Annotated in this window: 21 protein-coding genes and 1 pseudogene; 10 read left to right on the top strand and 12 right to left on the bottom strand. The window is 44.0% G+C overall.

Annotation, left to right across the window (positions count from 1 at the left end):
* Window positions 1-130: 130 nt before the first annotated feature.
* Window positions 131-721, top strand: a complete 591-nt coding sequence (locus tag HWQ41_RS08050) for a thioredoxin family protein (RefSeq protein WP_292761316.1) — start codon at window positions 131-133, stop codon at window positions 719-721.
* Between the two features lie 134 nt (window positions 722-855).
* On the opposite strand, the gene HWQ41_RS08045 is transcribed toward HWQ41_RS08050, so the two are convergent.
* From HWQ41_RS08045 to ligA, 4 genes are all read right to left on the bottom strand, one after another.
* Window positions 856-2,067 carry a sensor domain-containing diguanylate cyclase gene (locus tag HWQ41_RS08045; protein ID WP_292761313.1) on the bottom strand — a complete coding sequence of 404 codons (1,212 nt, stop codon included), beginning with the start codon at window positions 2,065-2,067 and terminating at the stop codon, window positions 856-858.
* A gap of 795 nt (window positions 2,068-2,862) precedes the next feature.
* Window positions 2,863-3,093: a DUF6737 family protein gene (locus tag HWQ41_RS08040; RefSeq protein ID WP_292761311.1), complete on the bottom strand. Its 231-nt coding sequence runs from the start codon at window positions 3,091-3,093 to the stop codon at window positions 2,863-2,865.
* A 602-nt stretch (window positions 3,094-3,695) separates the two neighbouring features.
* Window positions 3,696-4,664: a TauD/TfdA family dioxygenase gene (locus HWQ41_RS08035; protein ID WP_292761308.1), complete on the bottom strand. Its 969-nt coding sequence runs from the start codon at window positions 4,662-4,664 to the stop codon at window positions 3,696-3,698.
* A 1,016-nt stretch (window positions 4,665-5,680) separates the two neighbouring features.
* The gene (gene ligA / locus HWQ41_RS08030) at window positions 5,681-7,723 is read right to left on the bottom strand and encodes an NAD-dependent DNA ligase LigA (protein WP_292761306.1); all 2,043 of its coding nucleotides are present in this window, start codon (window positions 7,721-7,723) and stop codon (window positions 5,681-5,683) included.
* Between the two features lie 527 nt (window positions 7,724-8,250).
* On the opposite strand from ligA, the gene HWQ41_RS08025 reads away from it, so the two are divergent.
* The 3 genes from HWQ41_RS08025 to HWQ41_RS08015 all read left to right on the top strand — a co-directional run bounded on the left by HWQ41_RS08025 (window position 8,251) and on the right by HWQ41_RS08015 (window position 11,423).
* Window positions 8,251-9,213: a hypothetical protein gene (locus HWQ41_RS08025; RefSeq protein ID WP_292761305.1), complete on the top strand. Its 963-nt coding sequence runs from the start codon at window positions 8,251-8,253 to the stop codon at window positions 9,211-9,213.
* Window positions 9,214-9,276: 63 nt separating this feature from the next.
* Window positions 9,277-10,272, top strand: a complete 996-nt coding sequence (locus HWQ41_RS08020) for a glycerophosphodiester phosphodiesterase (protein ID WP_292761303.1) — start codon at window positions 9,277-9,279, stop codon at window positions 10,270-10,272.
* Window positions 10,273-10,307: 35 nt separating this feature from the next.
* A complete protein-coding gene (locus HWQ41_RS08015) occupies window positions 10,308-11,423 on the top strand; it encodes a DUF3466 family protein (RefSeq protein ID WP_292761301.1) in 1,116 nt (371 codons plus the stop codon).
* A gap of 31 nt (window positions 11,424-11,454) precedes the next feature.
* Here HWQ41_RS08015 and HWQ41_RS08010 read toward each other — a convergent pair whose 3' ends face one another.
* Both HWQ41_RS08010 and HWQ41_RS08005 read right to left on the bottom strand, forming a co-directional pair.
* A complete protein-coding gene (locus HWQ41_RS08010; protein WP_292761298.1) occupies window positions 11,455-13,293 on the bottom strand; it encodes a penicillin-binding protein 2 in 1,839 nt (612 codons plus the stop codon).
* A gap of 143 nt (window positions 13,294-13,436) precedes the next feature.
* Window positions 13,437-14,144, bottom strand: coding sequence for a hypothetical protein (locus HWQ41_RS08005; protein WP_292761296.1), 708 nt, complete (start codon window positions 14,142-14,144; stop codon window positions 13,437-13,439).
* A 507-nt stretch (window positions 14,145-14,651) separates the two neighbouring features.
* Between HWQ41_RS08005 and HWQ41_RS08000 the strand changes: the two genes are divergently transcribed.
* The 3 genes from HWQ41_RS08000 to HWQ41_RS07990 all read left to right on the top strand — a co-directional run bounded on the left by HWQ41_RS08000 (window position 14,652) and on the right by HWQ41_RS07990 (window position 15,733).
* Window positions 14,652-14,870, top strand: a complete 219-nt coding sequence (locus tag HWQ41_RS08000) for a hypothetical protein (protein WP_292761295.1) — start codon at window positions 14,652-14,654, stop codon at window positions 14,868-14,870.
* A 201-nt stretch (window positions 14,871-15,071) separates the two neighbouring features.
* A complete protein-coding gene (locus tag HWQ41_RS07995) occupies window positions 15,072-15,350 on the top strand; it encodes a hypothetical protein (protein ID WP_292761293.1) in 279 nt (92 codons plus the stop codon).
* Window positions 15,351-15,400: 50 nt separating this feature from the next.
* Window positions 15,401-15,733, top strand: coding sequence for a hypothetical protein (locus tag HWQ41_RS07990; protein WP_292761362.1), 333 nt, complete (start codon window positions 15,401-15,403; stop codon window positions 15,731-15,733).
* Window positions 15,734-15,748: 15 nt separating this feature from the next.
* On the opposite strand, the gene HWQ41_RS07985 is transcribed toward HWQ41_RS07990, so the two are convergent.
* Window positions 15,749-15,883: a hypothetical protein gene (locus HWQ41_RS07985; protein WP_292761291.1), complete on the bottom strand. Its 135-nt coding sequence runs from the start codon at window positions 15,881-15,883 to the stop codon at window positions 15,749-15,751.
* 53 nt (window positions 15,884-15,936) lie between these two features.
* Here HWQ41_RS07985 and glgB point away from each other — a divergent pair, with 53 nt between their 5' ends.
* Window positions 15,937-18,228, top strand: coding sequence for a 1,4-alpha-glucan branching enzyme (gene glgB, locus HWQ41_RS07980; protein WP_292761289.1), 2,292 nt, complete (start codon window positions 15,937-15,939; stop codon window positions 18,226-18,228).
* 617 nt (window positions 18,229-18,845) lie between these two features.
* Here glgB and HWQ41_RS07975 read toward each other — a convergent pair.
* On the bottom strand, window positions 18,846-19,322 hold the full coding sequence (locus HWQ41_RS07975) for a hypothetical protein (RefSeq protein ID WP_292761287.1): 477 nt from the start codon (window positions 19,320-19,322) through the stop codon (window positions 18,846-18,848).
* Window positions 19,323-19,534: 212 nt separating this feature from the next.
* Here HWQ41_RS07975 and HWQ41_RS07970 point away from each other — a divergent pair, with 212 nt between their 5' ends.
* Both HWQ41_RS07970 and HWQ41_RS07965 read left to right on the top strand, forming a co-directional pair.
* Window positions 19,535-19,819: a type II toxin-antitoxin system RelE/ParE family toxin gene (locus tag HWQ41_RS07970; protein WP_292761285.1), complete on the top strand. Its 285-nt coding sequence runs from the start codon at window positions 19,535-19,537 to the stop codon at window positions 19,817-19,819.
* Window positions 19,820-19,834: 15 nt separating this feature from the next.
* On the top strand, window positions 19,835-20,143 hold the full coding sequence (locus HWQ41_RS07965) for a HigA family addiction module antitoxin (RefSeq protein WP_292761283.1): 309 nt from the start codon (window positions 19,835-19,837) through the stop codon (window positions 20,141-20,143).
* A gap of 128 nt (window positions 20,144-20,271) precedes the next feature.
* On the opposite strand, the pseudogene HWQ41_RS07960 reads toward HWQ41_RS07965, so the two are convergent.
* The 4 genes and pseudogenes from HWQ41_RS07960 to HWQ41_RS07945 all read right to left on the bottom strand — a co-directional run.
* Window positions 20,272-20,490, bottom strand: a pseudogene (locus HWQ41_RS07960) (type II toxin-antitoxin system HicB family antitoxin).
* 113 nt (window positions 20,491-20,603) lie between these two features.
* The gene (locus HWQ41_RS07955; protein WP_292761282.1) at window positions 20,604-20,735 is read right to left on the bottom strand and encodes a hypothetical protein; all 132 of its coding nucleotides are present in this window, start codon (window positions 20,733-20,735) and stop codon (window positions 20,604-20,606) included.
* Window positions 20,736-20,750: 15 nt separating this feature from the next.
* Window positions 20,751-20,966, bottom strand: coding sequence for a hypothetical protein (locus HWQ41_RS07950; RefSeq protein WP_292761280.1), 216 nt, complete (start codon window positions 20,964-20,966; stop codon window positions 20,751-20,753).
* Window positions 20,967-20,972: 6 nt separating this feature from the next.
* On the bottom strand, window positions 20,973-21,607 hold a 635-nt coding region (locus tag HWQ41_RS07945; RefSeq protein WP_292761278.1), incomplete at its 5' end, for a HEAT repeat domain-containing protein.

Raw genomic sequence — 21,607 nt, 5'->3', positions numbered from 1 at the left:
CGTATTAAAAAGATGAAAAATTGCTAGGACGGGGGCTGCCGGCGAATTAGCTAAAGGTGGAGAGTTAAAGAGGGGCTGGAGTCAGCTAAACTGAAGAAGAAATTGCTTAATAAGTTTTAATAATTCTGTTATGAGTACTGATTCACCTGTTAATTCTCCAGATAAGTCTGAATCTCCATTCGGGAAGCGTTTGAGAAACTTCTTAATTGTAATGGTAGCGATCGCTCTTAGCGTTGCCCTCGTCTTAGGATTGAGAACTGAAACAACCTCGGCTTCCCTTGCCAAATTAAGCGATTCGTCCACACCGCTAGAAGTAGCCGTCAGCAACGGCAAACCATCTTTAGTAGAATTTTATGCTGATTGGTGTACTGTCTGCCAAAAAATGGCCCCAGATATCACTCAACTTGAAACAGAGTATGCTGACAAGATGAATTTTGTCATGCTAAATGTGGATAATACGAAGTGGCTACCAGAGATGTTGAAATATCGGGTGGATGGGATTCCCCATTTTGTATTTTTGAGTCAGCAAGGGGAAACCATCGCCCAAGCGATCGGTGATCAACCCCGCACGATTATGGCTAGTAACTTAGAGGCTTTGGTTACTGGTTCGTCTCTCCCCTATGCTCAAGCTAGCGGGAAAGTTTCCAAATTTTCAGCCCCAGTCGCACCAATGGTTAGTCAAGATGACCCCCGCAGTCATGGCAGCCAGGTAGTAAATTAGCACTTTTCAGGCATAGGGTAGGAGAAATGCAAAAGAGCGATGTCTACCACAGGCTACGCCTACGCGCACCTTTCTTGTACAGCATCTCCCAATATTTTAGAACTATTCAATATATCCCTGTTTCCCCGTCCCCATCATGCAATAGATTGCCGCTTGAGACGTTTATCAGCATACATTAATTCGTCAGACCTGGCAATTAGTTGTTTTAGTGACATATTACTTTCTGGTGAGTAACACTCTATTCCCATACTCATCGAAAGTTCATAGCTACGGTTTTGCTGTTGATTAAAGTTGGCGATATTTACTTGCAGACACGCTTGGATACTATCAGCATCCTGAAAGTAGCTGGAGATGAAAACAATGAACTCATCTCCACCCAAGCGGGCAACAATATCCGAGTTCCGAAAACTTTGCTTGAGTAATTGAGCAGCATCAACAATCAAGGCATCTCCTATGTCGTGACCAAGAGTGTCGTTAATCTGTTTTAGTCCATCTAAATCAATGAAGATTACCCAGCACAACGCTTTTATGCGGTAAGCAATTTTTAACTGTTGTTCAGCCATCAGGAAGAAGCTACGTCGGTTATGCAAACCTGTTAATTCATCCGTCAGCGATAACTGCCTTCCTTCGATCTCTGATTGTTTGCGGTTGCGAACTTCCTGAATGAGTTCCATCTGAGCGATCGCCTGACGACTTAGGCGGCGCAGTGCATCTAACTGCTGGTCACTTAAAAGACGAGGAATGGTATCGATCACACACAATGTTCCGATGGGAAAACCATTGGGTGTAACTAGTGGGGCACCAGCATAAAAACGAATTTTGGGATTACCTTTGACTAGGGGATTATTATTAAAGCGATCGTCCTTGATGGCGTTGGGAACCACTAATATATCGTCTGGTTGAAGAATGGCATGGGCACAAAAAGCCAACTCTCTGGGTGTTTCCCTAGCTTCTAGTCCAACCTGAGATTTAAACCATTGCCGATCGCCATCAACTAAGCTAATTAAAGCAATTGGAGTCTTACAAATGTAGGCAGCAAGAGCAGTTAAGTCATCAAATGCTTGTTCGGGTAGGGTATCCAGAATATTGTAGTCCGCCAATGCTTTGAGCCTTTCTGCTTCATTTTCAGGTAGAGGAGCAGCTTGTGTCTTCACAGATGAGTTTTTGAGCCTTAGCCAGGAAAGTCTGGTAGGCTGGAAATTTTGCAACAACCGCAGGATTACCTCGACAGCATCAAAGCTGCATGATCTAAACATCTCTGCAACAAAAATCAACATTCGCTTGAATATAGAGAAATATTGTATTGCATGATGTTCTTCATGCCTTTGGTTTGCTCTGTTGTTCATGTCACCCTAGCTTTCACTGTGCAAATTCCCTGGTATGTAAATGCTTACAAGGTCTTTTGCTCAAAGCCAGGTTGAAATCATCAATATCAGCTAAAAATTATCAAAACTTATTATACTGCCAGAGTTCTTCGTCAAAAATTGATATTTTTGATACTACCAATTTGTATAAATGCACGGAAGTTACGAAGGCCGGCTTCCAACCCTCAGAACTTCTACTTCCCGTCTGTTCTCTACCAGATGCTGCTGACGCAAAAATAAAAATGTGCGATCGCTTAACTTTGCAGCACAGTCTTGATCATCTCTGCGCGTCTAGGCGAAGATGATCCGATATAGGGAAACTCAAAGCCTGGAAAATTTCAGCCCTGCCTTAAAAAGGGGGGATCTAAAGAGCCAACTTTTTAAGGGGGTTGGGGGATCTCTTATGCGTAAGTCCTATAAATTCACCAAAGCGCAAGCACAATCTTTGAATATATACCATTTTTACTCAAAGATTTTTTGTGCGATCGCACTCTTGATTCCCTCCACAACAAAAATTTTTGCTGTAATTCATCTGCCCTCCAGCTGACAAAGGTATACCGTGGGTACTCAGCATAGATGAAATCTAGCCTGAAGAAGACTCACCTACTACCTGATAGATACACTGGAAATTATTCCAGGAAAACTGTTACATCAGCAGTATGAATCGTTAAATAAACTTCTCTCTTCTGCTGCACGTAACTTTGCTGCTAAATCTCTGAAAACGCTGGAATATTTTTCTCTACCTGGAGTATTTTACAGTATCACATCAAGCTCAAGTTACTCTTTATACGGCTCCAAAATCCCACTGCGAATAATTAGTTGCGGCCAAAAAAACACAAAAAATCCCATCCACGTTACTACAGGGATAGAGACGAGAACTGTTAGCCAAATAGTTTTAAATAGTAACCAACTACCAGCAATCAGTGTTACACCTGTGAGAATTATAGACCAGGGCTGACACCACCAAGGTTTGTAGTTCCAGGGACTTACGGGCTTTTGTTCAGACATTAATTTTATTTAGTAAAACTCCAAATTTTCCTTTAACAATTTTTAAGGTAAATATAGCGTAATTTAGGAGTCAAGAGTAAAACAGGCTTTATATCTGAACTTGAAGACTTAGTTTTTGTACTGCACCAAGCCGAAATCTGCTGTATAAGACAGGAAAATGCGATCGCTCTCCTTTAAGGATGTTTGAAAAGTCTACGGTTGTATTGATATCCCCCCGATCGAGCCTTCAAAAGCGGGGAATAACTTTCTCAAAGTCCTGCTTTTTAAGGAGGATTTAGGAAAATCTAAAGTTTTTGATACATCAGCCACCACTTTTAAAACACCCTCTTAGGGAAAATAGCTATCTATCCAGTTCTTTTCTAAGATCAGCTTGAATTATAGCTGACTTTTCACGGCATGTGGAAAAGGTCATTTTGAGGGTTTCTCAAGCCCTGATTTTTACGTTAGCTATTTTCATTAACTTATAACTATTGAGAATTAGGCTGTGGAAAAAGCCACGCTGTTTCGTGGTTTGAGGACTTACCGTGAAAAGTCAGCTAGATACTTAAGGGGGTAAACGGGCTACGAACATATTCCGCAACTGTTGCCTACCACTCTGTAGCTTACGAAAGCACTGGTTGTGCTTCCAACTTCTCGGCTTGGTTCTTCAAGATGGTTGGTAATTCGCTGCTGAATGCCTCACCTTCAACCACTTGCGAGCGGAAACCATCGGGCCCGACTGGAACATCACCCGTGATGGTGGTGCGATAGAGGACGCGCTCGACTTCCAGATGATCCAGATCCTGAGGGGCCAAATGCGAGGTGGCGCGGTTGTCCCAGAAGGCAATGTCACCGTTGTTCCAGCGGAAGCGGGTGGTGTAGGCGGGCTTGGTGATCTGGTTGAAGAACAACTCAAGCAACAGGTCGCTCTCTTGTCGTGACACGTCAAGAATGTGCGAGGTGAAGCCAGGATTCACGTACAATGCGCGTTCACCAGTCTCAGGATGAACCCTTACTACTGGGTGGTGAGAAACCAGGGGATTGGCTGCGATGCGCTGGGCGAGCTTGCTGTTGCTGGGTAGATTCAAACGCGCATTGAAGCGATGTTCGGCTTTCAATGTGTCTGCCAGCGCTTTCAGTGGTGCTGACAGACCCTCGTAGGCTGCGACTAGATTAGTCCACTGTGTGTCACCACCGATGCTAGGGACATTAACCGCACGCAAAATCGACGCCGCAGGTGGGTTGACAACTGCTGTCACATCGGTGTGCCAGCGACTCTCGTAGCTGGAACGCCGCAGACCATTCCGCCGCTCGTAACGGCTGCGGTCAATCGGCAGGATTTCTGAGAAGCCTTCAATTGGCTCATCTTCGTGCGGATGCGCGTAGGTAACTTCGCCGAAACGAGCCGTGAATGCAACCTGTGCAGCATGATCGATGTTCTGACCGCGAAAGAAGACGACTTTCCACTTCAATAGTGCTTGACGAATTTCTTTGACTGCATCATCGTGCAAAGGACGCGACAAGTCTACGCCACTGATTTCGGCACCGATGAAACCGGCTACTTGTTTGACTTCAATGTGTTTGTTGCTCATGTGAATTCTCCATAGTTTGATCCATAGGGCGGTGTTCGCACTCGTCCGTTTCCTTTGGTATGTTGCTTGCACTTAATGGCTACATATCAAAGGAAGCGATCGCATCTGGAAATTATTATACGATAAGTCGATAAATTTACAGTAGTATTAAGTGATCATATTTGAACGTGAGTTCGACGAACCTCTCCCTGCCTTGAACTAAAGTTCCAGTCTGTCCCTCTCCGAGTCGGAGAGGGACGCTTTTGCGTAGTAAAACTTTGATTGAGCTAATTAGGTGGACACTCTAATAAATAAGCCATTGAATTCACGTTATTTTAGACTGCTTAATCCTCCGCACCCTGCGAGAAGCAAAACTCTGGGCAGCAGACTGGCTCCCCTTTTTAAGGCTTGCTCTAATTCCCTCCTTAAAAAGGAGGGTTAGGGAGGATCAAGCCTTAACCCAAGCGGATTGGATCTAATACGCCTTTGTAAATTGAAAATTTTGATCGCTAAGGCTGAAAGTTGGCTGGCACAGGGTTATGAAGGTACGTTTATTGCCAATATGCTCAAACTCAAAATGATATTTTCCATAAACATTGATATGAGCGTTATACCAATTCTATGTGAGGTTGCGCTTTATTCACGTAGGGGCAATTCATGAATTGCCCCTATAGCGCGGTTTTGGGTAAGTTCTATAGGCGCATCTTCAAAAAGAAATGGTATTACGGGTTGGCCAGATATAGCAGTTGCCAGGTAGCGGTTGACATCAGCTAATCAGAAAACACTGACACCAAGAGACTTTCAACCCTGTTAAGTAGTTCAACCTAAAAAAAGTAAAACGTTTGTAGTAGCGCTAAAGCGCCAGGACTTACGCAAAAGATAACGACAGTAGCGGTAATTCATGAATTACCGCTACGCAAGAATAAGGTTTTCGGTCACATCTTGCGTAAGTCCTGAGCGCTAAAGCGCTACTACGAGCCTGAAAGCATTTTATGTTTAATTAAGTTGACTTACTTAAGAGTTCCCTGCTATATGTATCAATCTTCAATCATCTCTAACAATTGCGCCTCACTTAACTGCGTAATTCCCAATGAGAGGGCTTTTTCTAATTTAGAACCGGCATCTTCTCCTAACACTAAATAATCTGTTTTTTTACTCACTGAATCAGTCACTTTTCCACCAGCTTTTTGAATCAAAGCCTTAGCCTCATCTCGCTTTAAGGTTAGCAATGTTCCCGTAATTACAAAAGTTTTACCTGCAAACTTTTGATTACCATCATTAAATGTTTTTGTTTCTTCTGTGACAGCTAATTGCAATCCTTCTGCTTGCAAGCGTTCTATTAAAGTTTGGTTGGCATCAATCCGAAACCACTGATAGACAGATTGGGCAATTTCAGCACCAATACCGTAAATTCCTTCAATATCTGATTGCTTTGCTGTAGCTAACTGGTCTACAGTGAAATATTTCTGAGTCAACAATTGGGCATTCACACTGCCAACGTGACGGATGCCTAAACCATATAATACCCTTGACCAAGGTTGATTTTTTGATTGAGCGATCGCATCTATTAATTTCTCTGCCGACTTTTTCCCCATCCTTTCTAATTCACACAATTTGCTTTCGCTTTCTGTCAACTTATACAAATCGGCAACGGAATGCACCAAACCTTTATCAACGAGTTGATGGACGCATTTTTCGCCTAAACCTTTAATATCTAAGGCATCACGACTTACCCAATGTTCAATGGAACCTTTGAGAATCGCTGCACAAGAAGCATTGACGCACCGAGTCACCGCCTCACCTGATTCTCGCACCACAGGTTGGCCGCAGACTGGGCAATGGGTAGGCATAACGAAGGGTACGGTGTCAGCGGGACGGAGTTCTTTGATTACCCTCAGCACTTCTGGGATGATTTCCCCAGCCTTGCGGACAATCACAGTATCGCCAATACGGATGTCTAATTGAGCAATGCGATCGCTATTATGTAAAGTCGCGCGGGAAACTGTTGTTCCCGCCAGTTGTACAGGGCGCATCTCGGCTAACGGCGTTAACGCCCCCGTTCGTCCCACATTTACAGCAATATTTTCCACACGGGTAGGCGCTTCTTCGGCTGCATACTTTAATGCTACTGCCCAGCGGGGGAATTTCTGCGTAAACCCTAGCTGTTCCTGAAGTTTAAAAGAATTCAGCTTCACTACTACCCCATCAGTCATGTAGGGTAAATTCAGCCGTTCCGTATCCCAGTATTCATAATATTTTGCCACTTCTGCGATCGAGGCACACAGTTTGTGGTTGGGGTTCACGCGAAAACCCATCTTTTCTAACAACTCCAATGCTTCCCATTGGGTATTGGCAATACTGGTGTCATCTCTACCAGGAATGTGCAAGGTGTAGCCAAAGAAATCTAACCGCCGTTTAGCGACAATACGGGAGTCTAGTTGCCTGAGTGTACCAGCTGCGGCATTACGGGGATTAGCAAATAATTGCTCACCTGCTTTTTGCCTTTCCTCGTTGATTTGTTTAAATACTTTCAAAGGCAAAAACGCCTCGCCTCGCACTTCCACCCTTTCCAGAATTTCTAACCCTTCAAAATTCAAACGCAAGGGAATTGAGCGAATTGTCCGCACATTTTGGGTGATATCTTCACCCGTCGCCCCATCACCCCTAGTTGCACCCCTGACTAGAATGCCATTCTGGTAGGTAAGAGCCAAAGCAGAACCATCAATTTTGAGTTCAGTGACATATTCCACTGAGTCTATTTTAGATACTTGTCGCCGCCAACGCTGATCCCATGCTTGCAATTCATCAATATTGAATGCATTCTCCAGACTGTACAACGGGATATTATGCCGCACCGAGGTAAACTGCGTATGTTTAAGCTCACCTACGCGCTGAGTCGGACTATCGGGAGTCGCCAATTCTGGATATTGAATTTCCAGTTGTTGCAATTCTCGATATAGCTGGTCATAGACTGCATCCTCCATGATTGGAGCATCTAGGACGTAATAAGCATAGCTGGCTTGTTGCAATAACTGGCGTAATTCTTCTGTGCGCTTTACTTCCGGCTTAATCTGTGTCATTAGAATTATTACAAAATACCTAGCGAATACAATTTAAAGATGATCAAACCTGCCTATGCAGGCTTTCTTTAGATAGCCGCGACTAACCGTCGTCGGGTCAAGGTACTTCATATAAAAATCGGGTTTGGCTAATAAGTTTGCCATTAACAGAGGTACGTTGGGCAAACACTATGACTTTTCTAGGTTAATTAATTTAATACCAATCGTCCCATCCATCGCTAAACCTAACATTTTACCTACAGCGTTTCCTAACAATCAATCATTCCTTGTTCAACCACTCAAAATAATTTTTTATTATATAAGTAATTTTAATATATTAAGTATTATAGACTAAAATCCACATAGCACAATATACCTAAAGTATACAAACATAATAGCAGTATTATAAATTACGGAATCGTCTGTAAATCAAGAGTATCCACAATTGTCAGCACTGCTATCTGGTATTGCATAAAAAAACAAATGCCAACCTATTTAGTAGTGCAGCCCAAAAATCCAATACATTTTTAGAGATTTGTTTTACTAATATGTTGAACCGCTCTTTAACATTTACTGCCTCTAGTGCAGTGTTACTTTCAACTTTAGTCAGTTCCGCTTTTGCCACTCCCAGCAACTTTGCTAGTAGTGTGAGCAATACTGAGACAAACACAAAGGTACTTGCTCAAAATGTCATCCAGTTACAGAAAATTCCTCATGGCACAAGACAAGCAATCGCTAACGGACAAGACCGATACGCCGCTATTTGGGTGAAGTCTGGCGCTGGGGTTTGGGAGGCGCGACATGGATTGACCTCAGCCCAGTATCAAGCGACTTTTGACAAACTGGTTGGTCAAGGATATCGGTTGGTTGATGTCAGTGGTTATGCTGTGAACGGACAAGACCGATACGCCGCTATTTGGGAGAAGTCAGACGGCCCAGCTTGGGAGGCGCGACATGGATTGACCTCAGCCCAGTATCAAGCGACTTTTGACAAACTGGTTGGTCAAGGATATCGGTTGGTTGATGTCAGTGGTTATGCTGTGAACGGACAAGACCGATACGCCGCTATTTGGGAGAAGTCAGACGGCCCAGCTTGGGAGGCGCGACATGGATTGACCTCAGCCCAGTATCAAGCGACTTTTGACAAACTGGTTGGTCAAGGATATCGGTTGGTTGATGTCAGTGGTTATGCTGTGAACGGACAAGACCGATACGCTGCTATTTGGATAAAGTCTGGCGGCCCAGCTTGGCAAGCACGACATGGATTGACCTCAGCCCAGTATCAAGCGACTTTTGACAAACTGGTTGGTGAAGGATATCGATTAGTTCACGTTAGTGGTTATAATGTCAACGGACAAAACCGATACGCCGCTATTTGGGAGAAGTCAGACAGTCCAGCTTGGGAGGCGCGACATGGATTGACTTCAGATGAGTATCAAGCGACTTTTGACAAACTAGTTGGTGAAGGATATCGATTGGTTGACGTAAGTGGCTACAGCGTTAAACCCTAGTAACGCACTGCAACTCTACCAGACGCTACGGATAGCTTGCTTCTCTTGTCGGTGGGTAAAGTAATGACTACGACTTTGCAAGATGCATCTCCAATTATCATTGCCCACCGAGGGGCTAGCGGCTATCGTCCAGAACATACTTTAGCTGCTTATGAGTTAGCGATCGCACTAGGGGCTGATTATATTGAACCTGATTTAGTTTCCACCAAAGACGGTGTTTTAATTGCTCGTCACGAAAACGAGATTTCGGAAACCACCGACGTTGCTAGCCATGCAGAATTTGCTCACCGTCAAACCACCAAAATAATAGATGGCGAATCCAAAACAGGCTGGTTTACTGAAGACTTTACCCTTGTAGAATTGAAAACACTACGAGCTAAAGAGCGAATTCCTCAACTGCGATCGCAAAATATCGCCTATGATGGACTCTTAGAAATTCCCACGCTCCAAGAAATTATCAATTTAGTCAAGGGTAAAAGTGCCGAAATTAATCGGGCGATCGGCATTTACCCAGAAACTAAGCACCCAACTTACTTTAAATCTATCGGGTTAGCCCTAGAAGCACCCCTACTTGCAACTTTGACAGTCAACGGTTATCAGGGAGCTAATGCACCTGTTTTTATTCAGTCTTTTGAAGTGAGTAATTTACAAGATTTATCTACAAAGACTGATTTACCTCTGGTGCAATTGCTAAATAACAGTGGGAAACCTGATGATTTTGCAGTTAGTGGCAATGAACGCACCTATGCAGATTTAGCAACTGCGTCAGGTTTAAGGGAGATTGCTAAATATGCACAGGCGGTTGGCGTTCATAAAAATTTACTGGTTCCTAGAGACAGCAATGGTAAATTGCGATCGCCCACATCTTTAGTCACAGATGCTCATGCGGCTGGTTTGCTGGTTCATGTCTGGACTTTCCGCAATGAAGACTGCTTTTTGCCACTGGACTTTCAAGGAAATCCCCAAGGGGAATATGAACTATTTTTCAGCTTAGGTGTTGATGGCGTATTTAGCGATTACCCAGATACAGCAGGTTATCACTCTACTGTTCAATGGTAATTTGGTAGGGGAATAGAAAATCATGGAAAAGTAATATGCATTTACTTAAGTGGAAATCCTGTATAACAGCAATAGCCTTGACCGCAATCAGTCTTACTGCATCCAAGTCGGCATTGGCGGTATCTCTATACTCACTGACTGACTTAGGCAGTCTTACAGGAGAAGCCAACAGTTATGCTTCAGACATCAATGACTCAGGTGAGGTAGCCATTAATTCTTTAGACGGTTCTGATTCTTTTTTTTACAGCAATGGTTCGCTCAAAAAAATTAGTCCGTTGCCTGGTGATAATCAAGTTGGAGTGACTGGTATCAATAACTTGGGGCAAGTAGTTGGTAATTCGGTTGGTAATAACTCTACTGGAAATAACCCTTTTTTGTACAGCAATGGCATCACCCAACCCCTCCCGATCCAAAATGCTATTCCTTATGCCATTAATGATCGCACCCAAGTAGTAGGTGGAGCGAGCAAACTTGGGCCTTTCTTGTACAGCGATGGTATAGCAACCAGCATAGGAACTCTTGGTACTGTTGCCTACGGTTTAAATAACTTGGGACAAGTAGTGGGCGTTCTCAATTCAAACACAGCTTTTGTGTACAAAAACGGCCAAACTACTAACTTGGGAACTTTGCCAGGTGACAACTACAGTTCAGCATCTGATATTAATAACTCAGGACAAGTAGTTGGTACTTCGGGACTCACTGGAGTAGATGATGGTCGTGCTTTTCTGTACACCTCCAGCACGGGACTCCAAGACCTCGGTAGATTACGTCCTACAGATTTGTTCAGTCTTGCTAACGGGATCAATAATTTGGGTCAAGTAGTCGGGTTTTCTGGCACTAACAATAACTTTTATGCAGCAGATGGCAATGGTTTGCAGGCTTTTCTTTATAGTGATAACACTCTGTACGACCTGAATGACCTAATTGCTCCTGGTTCCGAGTCTGGCTTTACCTTGACAGTAGCATCTGCCATTAATAATAATGGACAAATTGTCGGTCGTGGTGCAGTTAATGGTGAATTACACGCCTTCCTTTTGACGCCAATCTCATCTGTCTCTGTAGCTGAACCAACTTCAAGTGTTCCTATTTTGTCGTTCGGTGCTGTTGTAATTTTATTTGCAGCACTCAAGCGCAAACCTCACTCTAGCTAGAAATGAGTCTTTGAACTCCACTCCCCACTCCCTACGGCACTTCCGTCCGTTGCTCGATCGCAGAACTTGGCGGAATCTCCTCAAGAGGAATCAGTGCTTCAATCACCGATTTCACAATTGGTGCGGCGACAGTAGCACCATAGGCACTTTCTCCTTTTGGCTCATCCACCAGTGCGAACACTACATAGCGAGGAGATTCCACGGGCAAAATAGCCACAAAGCTGGTCATTCTAGCACCCTTGATGTAGCCGCCAGAGGGACTAGCTTTTTGGGCTGTACCAGTTTTACCAGCAATCCGATATCCCGGAATTTGTGCCACCTTGCCCGTGCCTTCAGTAACAACAGTTTCCATCATTTCCACAACCTTTTGGGCTGTTGCGGCGGAGAAAATTTGGCGTGGGATGGCGCGAGTGGGTGAATCATGCATCTGCCCTTTGCTATCAATCAGCCCCCGAACTATATGGGGTGTTACCAACTTACCGCCATTGGCTAAAGCCCCGTGCATTTGCACTAGCTGTAACGGTGTCATGGAAAAGCCTTGCCCAAAGGAAGTAGTAGCTGCTTCAATTGGGGAAGCGATAAATTCTTCTGGACTTTTGAGCTGACCGCCAACTTCAAAAGGTAAATCTGTATCAACTTTTTGTCCTAGCCCCAAACGTTCTAGCCAGTTGTAGTAGATTGAAGGCTTTAAGCGTTGGATAATTTGCACCATGCCAATGTTGCTAGAATGTTGCAGAATTTGAGCGATGTTGATCCGCCCGTAACCATTGTTCTCAGCATTTTTAATGGTGTAATTAGCTACTTGAATAGAGCCGGAGTCATTAAACATATCATCTGCTTTGATGACGCCATTTTCCAGAGCGATCGCCACATTCAAAGGCTTAAAAGTCGATCCCGGTTCATAAAGATCCGCCACCGTCCAGTTTTTAAATAGCGAAATATTAGCTTTAGCGTATTCATTAGGGTTATAGGTAGGTTCAGAAACGAGGGCGAGTAAAGAACCATCCAACGCATCCATGACAATTACCGCTCCACGTTTGGCATCAAACTTCTGCATCTGTTGTTTGAGCGCAGTCCGAGCAATTCGTTGCAGACGGCTATCGATAGTGAGTTGCAGTTGCAAATCATCAAAATGCAAAAAACCTTCAGGGGCATGATCCGGCATCAGGTTCCCATTACCCGACCGACTGAGCCGCACCGTTTGCACAGGACGTTCTAGCAACTTCTCTTGAGAGTATTCCACACCTGCTTGACCACGGCGGTCAACATTCACATAGCCCACTACATCAGCAACCAAATCGTCTGAGGGGTAATATCGGGAGTATTTTTGAATCCACTCCAAGCCATTTAAGCGCAAAGAGATGACGCGATCGATAATTTCTTCCGGTAGGGCTGGGGCAAGTATAATTCCGCTTCTTTTGCCTTGAAAAGTTTTCACCAATTCCGCAGGATCTTTTGCCAATATTGGGGCAAGTCGCTCTGCCATATCTTCATTAGACTTATCAAACAGCTTGGGATGAGCGTACAAAGTATATACAGGACGGTCAATCGCCAATAGATTAGTATTGCGATCTACCACCGGGCGACGGGGCATAAAAGGTCGCAAATTCACCATTTGCTGGTTTCGTGCCTGCTCTGTTAACTTTGGGCCCTTGACAATTTGTAGGTTATACAATTTGACACCCAACCCCAACCCTGCTGCCATTAATACGCCCCATACTATGAACAGTCGAGACTTGGTGTTGGATGTTTGATCTTGGATATTAGAGGCTAATTTTCCCAAAAGCCCTCTTTTATAACCCTTTTGTCGCCTTGTGAATGTTGGATTCCGAAACTTTCTGAATTTTGTTCTGCTTGGTGACTTCTGCACATCTGTTCGCTCTACAGTATGGTTTAATTACCTAAAAATTGCTGTAAATCTGACTTTCTGAATTACGTTAGCGAGTATTCGTACTCCTGCAAAGAAGCAAGCTACGCCTTGGTCTGGTAGAGAGTGTCATTACGAATTACAAATTAGTATCCCAGTGGCGAGAGTGTTTGCTGTTGCGTTTCCGAATTTGGCGTTGTGTTAGTTGTGTTAGACGATGCTGGCTTAGGACTATAAGATGCTGGAGGCAAGAAAATCATTCCTTGAGGAGTCGGCGATACCAGCCCTGTTGTTGGTTGTTCTGCTTCCTGAGCCATTTTATTTGTCAGCGTCGCGTTGGTTGTCATTAGCAGCCGCTCATGACGTTGGAGGCTTTGGAGTCTGCGATATGACTGACTCCAAAGCTCTTGGGAATATACCGTCCAGCCATAAACAGCAAGCGTCGATGCTACTAACAAGAACGCCAAAACTGTTGAATAACGATGAAAGGTGTACAAGCGCAGCAACCACAAAGGTGCCGCTCCCGAATTAGGCATTGTGGGAAGCGAAAGAAAACCTACCCCCGGACTCTTCTGGTTCGCACTCGACTGCTCATTGAGATTTCGCAGTTGTTGTCTACCCAACTCTTTCACCGATTTGGGTATAACTGCCTCATTTGTGAGAGAAACCGCGAGATTTTTCGAGGAACGCTGTTGTCTTCGAGAGGATACTGGGACGGCTTGGGTAGCTAGTGTAGAAGCGCTCCGTGCTGCTGACTCCATACGCGCAGAGCGTCGCCTCCCTAAAGAAAGGATAGAATCTCGCCGGAACCAATTACCCCTTGTAGAAACAGCAGATTTACGAGCAACTACCATAATTTTTTTTAGATGGGAAATACTGTACTTTAGATTGATTGTCTTGATTGTCTGTTTTTGATTAGGTTAAAATCACCTTCTGTGCAACAAGCACACATAACAGACTACACCCTTTTAACTGTTCTGATAGGTAGGTGTACCAATGTTTGCATCCTCCTAGATATTGCAATGTTTGCAATCAGCGATTAGCAACTGGACAGCCTGCCCTTTAGGTATCGCACCTAAAGTATGGCAACGCGGGGCAGCAAGATGCAATACTCCGTGAAAAAAATAAAATTTTTTGCTATGATAACTCGGTTTGCTAAAAAACTTGGTCATTTCCGTTTTGCTCCTGAGTTAAGAGAATCTAATCAGATGGCTGTATGATATGTAATCCCAAAAAGAATACGCCAAAGGATTGTTTTTTTTTAAGTATGTAATCTCGCAGAATTTAAAAAAAGCAATAAATACGGTATCGTATTCAACAGGCGAAAAATTGTTCTAGCCACAATTGGTGAAAGAGGAGTTATGAAAACAAAAATCTTTGGTTTGGCTCTAATGTTAAGTCTGGCTGCAATTCTCGGAGCCTGTGAAGGTGGTGGTGATGGTGCTGGTACCACTACTAGTACTCCCGCTGCTACAGGTGAACCAACTGATGCACCTCCTGCTGCGTCTAGCCCTGCCGCTACTACAGCACCTACTCCCGCAGCTACTACAGCACCTACTCCCGCAGCTACTCCTAAATAAGCTATCTATCAGCTTTAGTTTAAATCATGCCCAAAACAGCTTAGTAACAACGCTCGTCACCGCATAGCTTGAATTAATTAGGTTCACGTAAAAACCTGCACGCTTTCTATTGGTGTATCAGAGCCTAGAGTTTGCTCAAATATTAGCTAAGTAGGGCAGCAAGTAGAGGACACTGGTGATGAGGGTTACGTCCTCAACCAAGTGTCCGCCTGGAATTCTCGCCTGACGGAACCTTGTTCCAAGTCCAAGGGAGTTGAGTTATGTGAATCTAAGCCATTTTGTGGGCAAGGTACTTCCCTCGTTTGGTGTTTGGAATGGCTTAAACTCCTGAGTTTTGAGATGGTAAAACAATTCATCGCGATCGATCGCTGGCAATTGCTCTTGAGCATTCCCTGTAGTCTATTCCGTATCAGGAGAGACCTGGTAATGTCCCTTGATATTGCCAGATTTTTATTGGGAAAATTTGTAACTTTGGGATAGGGAATGGGAAAAACAGATTTTCATCCTGCGTTGTGAACGCAGTTCAGGAGATGGGGAGAGTTAAAGCGAGAAAGGCGATACAATTACTGTACTTAATCGTGATTAGTGCTACGTTGGTTGTGTTAAGTAGCTATTGGGGATCAGCCGTAATAGGATTACCGCCACCAGAAGATACACCAGAAGAAATATTACGGACAAAGATTATCATAGAAGCGCGATCGCCTATTGATGGGAGATTCCTAACAGCTGCCGAATACGCCCAATTGCAAGCGCAGCTGCAAGAAGTCCCGCCACCAAAACTAGACCCCAGAATTCGAGAACAGATTTTCTTGCTTCGCTTACGTAAAACATTATTTCGGTTTTTCCCCTTTTTAAATTTTTGATAGATTACTCAAGGGTCAAAAGTCAAGAGCTTTCTGCAATGCAATGCCCAATGCCCAATGCCCAATGCCCAATGCTCCATGCCCAATGCCCAATTCTGAGGTAGGATAACTGTGGCGACAATAGTGCAAGTAAATGTAAAGAATATACATAGATATTAAAAAAGTAGATTTAGTCAATCACGTTATTTAACTTAGGTAGCTTCATGTCCATAACCACGATCGCCCCTGAACAGGTTAACAGCATCGTTTGGAATCAGCATAACGATCCCTTTGAAATACTAGGTTCTCATCCCATAGAACAAGATGGCAAAACTGTCTGGGCTGTGCGGGCCTACCTACCAAATGCAAGTGCCGCATGGGTTGTTCTTCCCGAACAACGGAAGGAATATCCGATGCAAACAGTGCATCATCCCCACTTTTTTGAATGCACGATTGAAACCGCAGAATTGGCAAACTACCAGTTACGGATTAAAGAGGGGGAACATGAGCGTGTAATTTATGACCCTTACGCTTTCCGTTCTCCTCACTTGACAGACTTTGACTTGCATTTGTTTAGTGAAGGCAACCATCACCGGATATATGAAAAACTGGGAGCGCACCCCACGGAAAGAGACGGGGTTAAGGGCGTTTATTTTGCTGTTTGGGCACCCAATGCTCGTAATGTTTCGTTGTTGGGAGATTTCAACCTCTGGGATGGGCGTAAAAACCAGATGCGTAAAGGCCCCACCGGGGTTTGGGAATTGTTTATTCCTGAAATCGGTGTGGGAGAGCATTACAAATATGAAATCAAAAATTTTGAAGGACACATTTACGAAAAATCTGATCCCTACGGTTTCCAGCAGGAACCCCGCCCGAAAACGGCATCCATTGTCACTGATTTAGATAATTACAGTTGGAGTGATGAAGACTGGATGGCAAAGCGGCGTCGCACTGACCCCCTCACCCAGCCCGTCTCAGTCTACGAAGTGCATTTAGGCTCTTGGTTACACGCTTCGAGTGCCCAACCAGCTCAACTCCCCAATGGTGAAACTGAACCTGTAGTTACCGTTTCAGAATTGAAGCCGGGCGCACGCTTCCTTACCTACCGGGAACTGGCAGACCGACTCATTCCCTATGTCAAAGAATTGGGATACACCCATCTAGAATTGCTACCCATTGCGGAGCATCCCTTTGATGGTTCTTGGGGTTATCAAGTAACTGGGTACTATGCCCCCACCTCGCGTTTTGGCAGCCCCGAAGATTTCATGTATTTTGTTGACAAATGTCACGAAAATGATCTAGGGGTAATTGTAGATTGGGTTCCTGGTCACTTCCCCAAAGATGGACATGGTTTAGCTTTCTTTGATGGTAGCCACCTCTACGAACACTCTGACCCCCGCAAGGGCGAACACAAAGGATGGGGTACTTTAGTGTTCAACTACGGTCGCCATGAAGTTAGTAATTTTTTAGCAGCCAATGCCCTCTTCTGGTTTGACAAGTACCACATTGACGGGATTCGTGTCGATGCTGTGGCCTCGATGCTCTATAACGACTATTGCCGCGAACCTGGAGAATGGCTGCCCAACAAGTACGGCGGCAGAGAAAACCTAGAAGCAGCAGATTTTCTGCGTCAGGTAAATCACATTATCTTTAGCTATTTCCCCGGCATTCTCTCAATTGCTGAAGAATCTACTTCCTGGCCAATGGTATCTTGGCCGACCTATACAGGCGGACTGGGCTTTAATTTGAAGTGGGATATGGGGTGGATGCACGATATGCTGGATTACTTCAGCATGGACCCTTGGTTCCGTCAGTTCCATCAAAACAATATCACCTTTAGTATGTGGTATAACCACAGCGAGAACTTCATGCTGGCTCTGTCCCACGATGAAGTAGTGCATGGTAAGAGCAATATCATCGGTAAAATGCCGGGGGATACATGGCAGAAGTTAGCGAATGTGCGTTGTTTATTTAGCTATATGTTTGCTCACCCAGGCAAGAAAACCATGTTTATGAGCATGGAGTTTGGGCAGTGGAGTGAGTGGAATGCTTGGGCAGATTTGGAGTGGCATTTATTGCAGCATGAAGCCCACCAACGATTAAAAACATTTTTCCACGATTTGAACCATCTCTACCGTTCTGAACCAGTTTTGTACACTCAGGATTTTGCCCAACCGGGGTTTGAGTGGATTGACTGTAGCGATAACCGCCATAGTGTAGTTTCCTTCATCCGTCGCGATCGCGATTCTGATGATTTTGCGATCGTCGTTTGTAATTTTACACCACAACCCCATTCTCACTACCGCATTGGCGTACCACAAAAAGGATTTTATACTGAGTTATTCAATAGTGATGCGCGTCAGTATGGCGGTAGCAATATGGGCAACTTAGGTGGTAAGTGGACGGATGATTGGTCTTTGCACAGTCATCCCTATTCGCTGGATTTGTGTTTGCCACCTTTGGGTGTGTTGATTCTCAAGTTGGATAAGAAGAAGACTGCTGAGGTAATTGGGTAATAATTTGGGGTGGGCGTCTAGCCATTGGTGTCAACCTAAGCCAAAACCCTTTTAAAACCTCGTTTCCAGCCTCTGGCTGGAAATGCACCTCATTGCGGCTCTGCCGCAAGTCTTGAGGCGGCAGCCCCCCATTATGCATTCCCAGTCTCCGACTGGGAACGAGACAATCTCTAAATGCTGCTTCTAGACTAGCTTTTACGTTAAGTTAACACGTATGGCGTCTAGCTCGTCCATAACCAAGGGCGGACAAGATGTCCACCCCACAAGATTAGATAATTTATTTGTTGGTAATCCTCAAATACTCGTTAATGAGTATCAAAGGTGGATGAATGGAGCTAAAAGACTCGTTAATGAGTATCAAAGGTGGATGAATGGAGCTAAAAGACTCGTCCACGAGTATTAAAGGTGGATGAATGGAGCTAAAAGACTCGTTAATGAGTATCAAAGGTGGATGAATGGAGCTAAAAGACTCGTCCACGAGTATTAAAGGTGGATGAATGGAGCTAAAAGACTCGTTAATGAGTATCAAAGGTGGATGAATGGAGCTAAAAGACTCGTTCACGAGTATCAAAGGTGGATGAATGGAGTTCAAAGACTCGTTCACGAGTATTAATTTATCAAGAGTCGGTAGTTTTTGCGGCTCTGCCTTTACTAATAGCTTTAAAGCGATCGCTCAACAGTTCTGCTACAGTTTTTAAGCCTGGAGTCTTTTTCGCTGCTGTCTTGACGTAATCATAAACTGTCAAACTGCCGAGCATCGCTTCGCTACCGACTGCCAACAGGGTATCATCTACTTGTTCGGTGAGTTGCCGGATTAAGATTAAAAGTTCGCTGAGGGTGGTGGCTAGTTGATAATCCCGGATCAATTCTTCAATGTCAAAGCTGGGTGGGAGAATTTCACGGTTAGACTGAGCAGCGTTGACGCTATTGGTAACAAAAGCTAGGCTTTTGTCGCCCATTTTGAATAACTTACGTCGTTCTTGTGCAGTTAAAGCAATGAGAAAGGGCATTTTTTGTTCGATTATTTGTAGCGCTGCTTTAATTTCTTGTATATCTTCTGGAGAAAGAGTGCCTGCAATATTTTGATATGACATCGTATAATTACCTGGGGATAGTAGAGATGAAGTAGCAATATTTGCCAACTATATGATGCCCAGAATAAATGCGATGTCTACGACGGGCGTAGCTGCGGCACATCTTTTTATTTGAGAGCCTGCTGTTGTCGCGGTTTTGACCAAGGCGAACTTGCAAATTGCCTTGAAGTGTATACTAACGTTTGACGATAGTAACGCAAAGCGATAGGATTGTGGTTGTTAGTTTTAAATCTGAAGAGACAAAGCTTATCTTTGAGGGCTTTACATCTTCTCAGTATCCGCCCAATATCCAGAAAACTGCCTTACGAAAACTGCTTATTCTTGACGCTGCAACATCAATTAACGATTTACGCGTTCCACCTGGTAATCGTTTAGAAAAGCTAATTGGCAATCGGAAAGGGCAGTACAGTATTCGTATTAACGATCAATGGCGAATCTGCTTTGTTTGGACGGATGAAAACAATGCTTCGGAAGTTGAAATAGTAGATTACCACTGACGCCTGGAAATAATCATGAACAACAACCGTCTGCCAAATATCTACCCTGGAGAAATCCTCCAACTAGAATTTTTAGAGCCACTAAATATCACCCCTTATCGATTAAGCAAAGATATAGGTGTAGCTCAGACAAGAATTAGTGAAATTTTATCTGGAAAACGTACTATTACAGCAGATACAGCTTTGCGTTTATCTCGCTATTTTGGTAACAGCGCTCAGTTTTGGTTGAATTTACAAACGCAATACGATATACGTCAAGCTATTGAAGAAAATGCAGAAGTTTATAATCAAATACCTACACTTTCGTTTAATGATGTAATCTGAGTTTAAGATTATCTGGATTTATGGCAAGCGATGCCTAGTGCGGTCACTGAGCCTTGCCGTTGGCGTTCGCGGAGCGTGTCGCAGACAAGCCTCTCGTAGAGAAGTGCGGTAAACTACGCACTTTAAAGTTATGCTACTTTTAACGACTTTTCTAGCGTTTTTGGCTCTGGTAGAGGTTGAGCGTCAGCCAAAGATGATTCAATCAGCATTTCTAAAACTTCTTGAGCATTTTTGAAAGCTTCTTCGTAAGTATCTCCGTGAGTATGACAAAATTCTCCCCATTCAGGAAGACTCACAACAAAACACTCATCTTCATCAGACTACTGAATAATTATTGTATATTTCATTCTTCTGAAACATAATTACGAATTACGAATTTTTAACTTCCAGTCTTTTACCCCACCCTCAGCAACATCTTTTTTACTCCTCTCGAAGGATTCAATAAATCCAGGAATATTAACTAACTATTCGGTAGCGTCTTCACTTTCTTTATCTGCTGATAAGCTAAGAAGTCAGCTACCAGTTCTAGGCATTCTGAAGACAATCCATCTAGATATTGGTTGATTTGTTGACGAACTTCTGTGTTGTTCATATTTTTGAAACTCTTTTACTTCTCTAATTCTGCCAACTTCTGTTGAGCAAACTTTCGCACTTCTTCATCTGTGTCATTCTCTGCTTTGTCGCGCAACAGTGGCAAAGTCTGGGGATGTTGAGGAAATTGCTTGATAATTATCTCCAGTGCAACCCGCCGAGGGTTGGTTTCATAGTCTTGCTTACGCTCAAAGGGGTCATTGACAGCGCAGTTGTAGTAAATTTCAAACAACTCAGACTAATTTCTGAAGTGTTTCGCTAATGCTTCGATGGCTGCACCTCGCACATCCCCTTGATTATCAGTAGTGGCGCGTTCTTTGAGAATCGAGCGGGTGTCTGGGTCATCTGGGAAATTACTGGCTAATGCTTGGATGGCTGCATCTCGCACATGCCATATATTATCAGTAGTGGCGCGTTCTTTGAGAATTGAGTGGGTGTCCGGGTCATCTGGGAAATTGCTGGCTAAGGCTTCGATGACTGCATATCGCACATTTGCTTCGATGGCTGCATATCGCACATTCCATACATTATCAGCAGTGGCACAGTGTTTGAGAATCGAGCGGGTGTCCGGGTCATCTGGGAAATTGCTGGCTAATGCTTTGATGGCTGCACATCGCACATTCCATGCATTATCAGCAGTGGCGCTGTTTTTGAGAATCGAGTGGGTATCCGGGTCATCTTTGAAATTGCTGGCTAATGCTTTGATGGCTGCACCTCGCACATACTGATCAGATTTATCAGCAGTGGCACAGTGTTTGAGAAACGAGTGGATGTCAGGGTCATCTGGGAAATTGCTGGCTAATGCTTCGATGGCTGTACGCACATTCCATACATTATCAGCAGTGGCACAGTGTTTGAGAATCGAGCGGGTGT

Source organism: Nostoc sp. NOS(2021) (assembly GCF_017115025.1).
Classification (GTDB): domain Bacteria; phylum Cyanobacteriota; class Cyanobacteriia; order Cyanobacteriales; family Nostocaceae; genus Nostoc.
Note: the sequence above shows the minus strand (reverse complement) of the source record. Positions and strands in the feature narration are given on the sequence as shown.

Coding starts and splice junctions, on each gene's coding strand:
- HWQ41_RS08050 (WP_292761316.1), top strand. CDS start 131: ATGAGTACTGATTCACCTGTTAATTCTCCAGATAAGTCTGAATCTCCA.
- HWQ41_RS08045 (WP_292761313.1), bottom strand. CDS start 2,067: ATGAACAACAGAGCAAACCAAAGGCATGAAGAACATCATGCAATACAA.
- HWQ41_RS08040 (WP_292761311.1), bottom strand. CDS start 3,093: ATGTCTGAACAAAAGCCCGTAAGTCCCTGGAACTACAAACCTTGGTGG.
- HWQ41_RS08035 (WP_292761308.1), bottom strand. CDS start 4,664: ATGAGCAACAAACACATTGAAGTCAAACAAGTAGCCGGTTTCATCGGT.
- ligA (WP_292761306.1), bottom strand. CDS start 7,723: ATGACACAGATTAAGCCGGAAGTAAAGCGCACAGAAGAATTACGCCAG.
- HWQ41_RS08025 (WP_292761305.1), top strand. CDS start 8,251: ATGTTGAACCGCTCTTTAACATTTACTGCCTCTAGTGCAGTGTTACTT.
- HWQ41_RS08020 (WP_292761303.1), top strand. CDS start 9,277: ATGACTACGACTTTGCAAGATGCATCTCCAATTATCATTGCCCACCGA.
- HWQ41_RS08015 (WP_292761301.1), top strand. CDS start 10,308: ATGCATTTACTTAAGTGGAAATCCTGTATAACAGCAATAGCCTTGACC.
- HWQ41_RS08005 (WP_292761296.1), bottom strand. CDS start 14,144: ATGGTAGTTGCTCGTAAATCTGCTGTTTCTACAAGGGGTAATTGGTTC.
- HWQ41_RS08000 (WP_292761295.1), top strand. CDS start 14,652: ATGAAAACAAAAATCTTTGGTTTGGCTCTAATGTTAAGTCTGGCTGCA.
- HWQ41_RS07990 (WP_292761362.1), top strand. CDS start 15,401: ATGGGGAGAGTTAAAGCGAGAAAGGCGATACAATTACTGTACTTAATC.
- HWQ41_RS07985 (WP_292761291.1), bottom strand. CDS start 15,883: ATGTATATTCTTTACATTTACTTGCACTATTGTCGCCACAGTTATCCT.
- glgB (WP_292761289.1), top strand. CDS start 15,937: ATGTCCATAACCACGATCGCCCCTGAACAGGTTAACAGCATCGTTTGG.
- HWQ41_RS07975 (WP_292761287.1), bottom strand. CDS start 19,322: ATGTCATATCAAAATATTGCAGGCACTCTTTCTCCAGAAGATATACAA.
- HWQ41_RS07965 (WP_292761283.1), top strand. CDS start 19,835: ATGAACAACAACCGTCTGCCAAATATCTACCCTGGAGAAATCCTCCAA.
- HWQ41_RS07955 (WP_292761282.1), bottom strand. CDS start 20,735: ATGAACAACACAGAAGTTCGTCAACAAATCAACCAATATCTAGATGGA.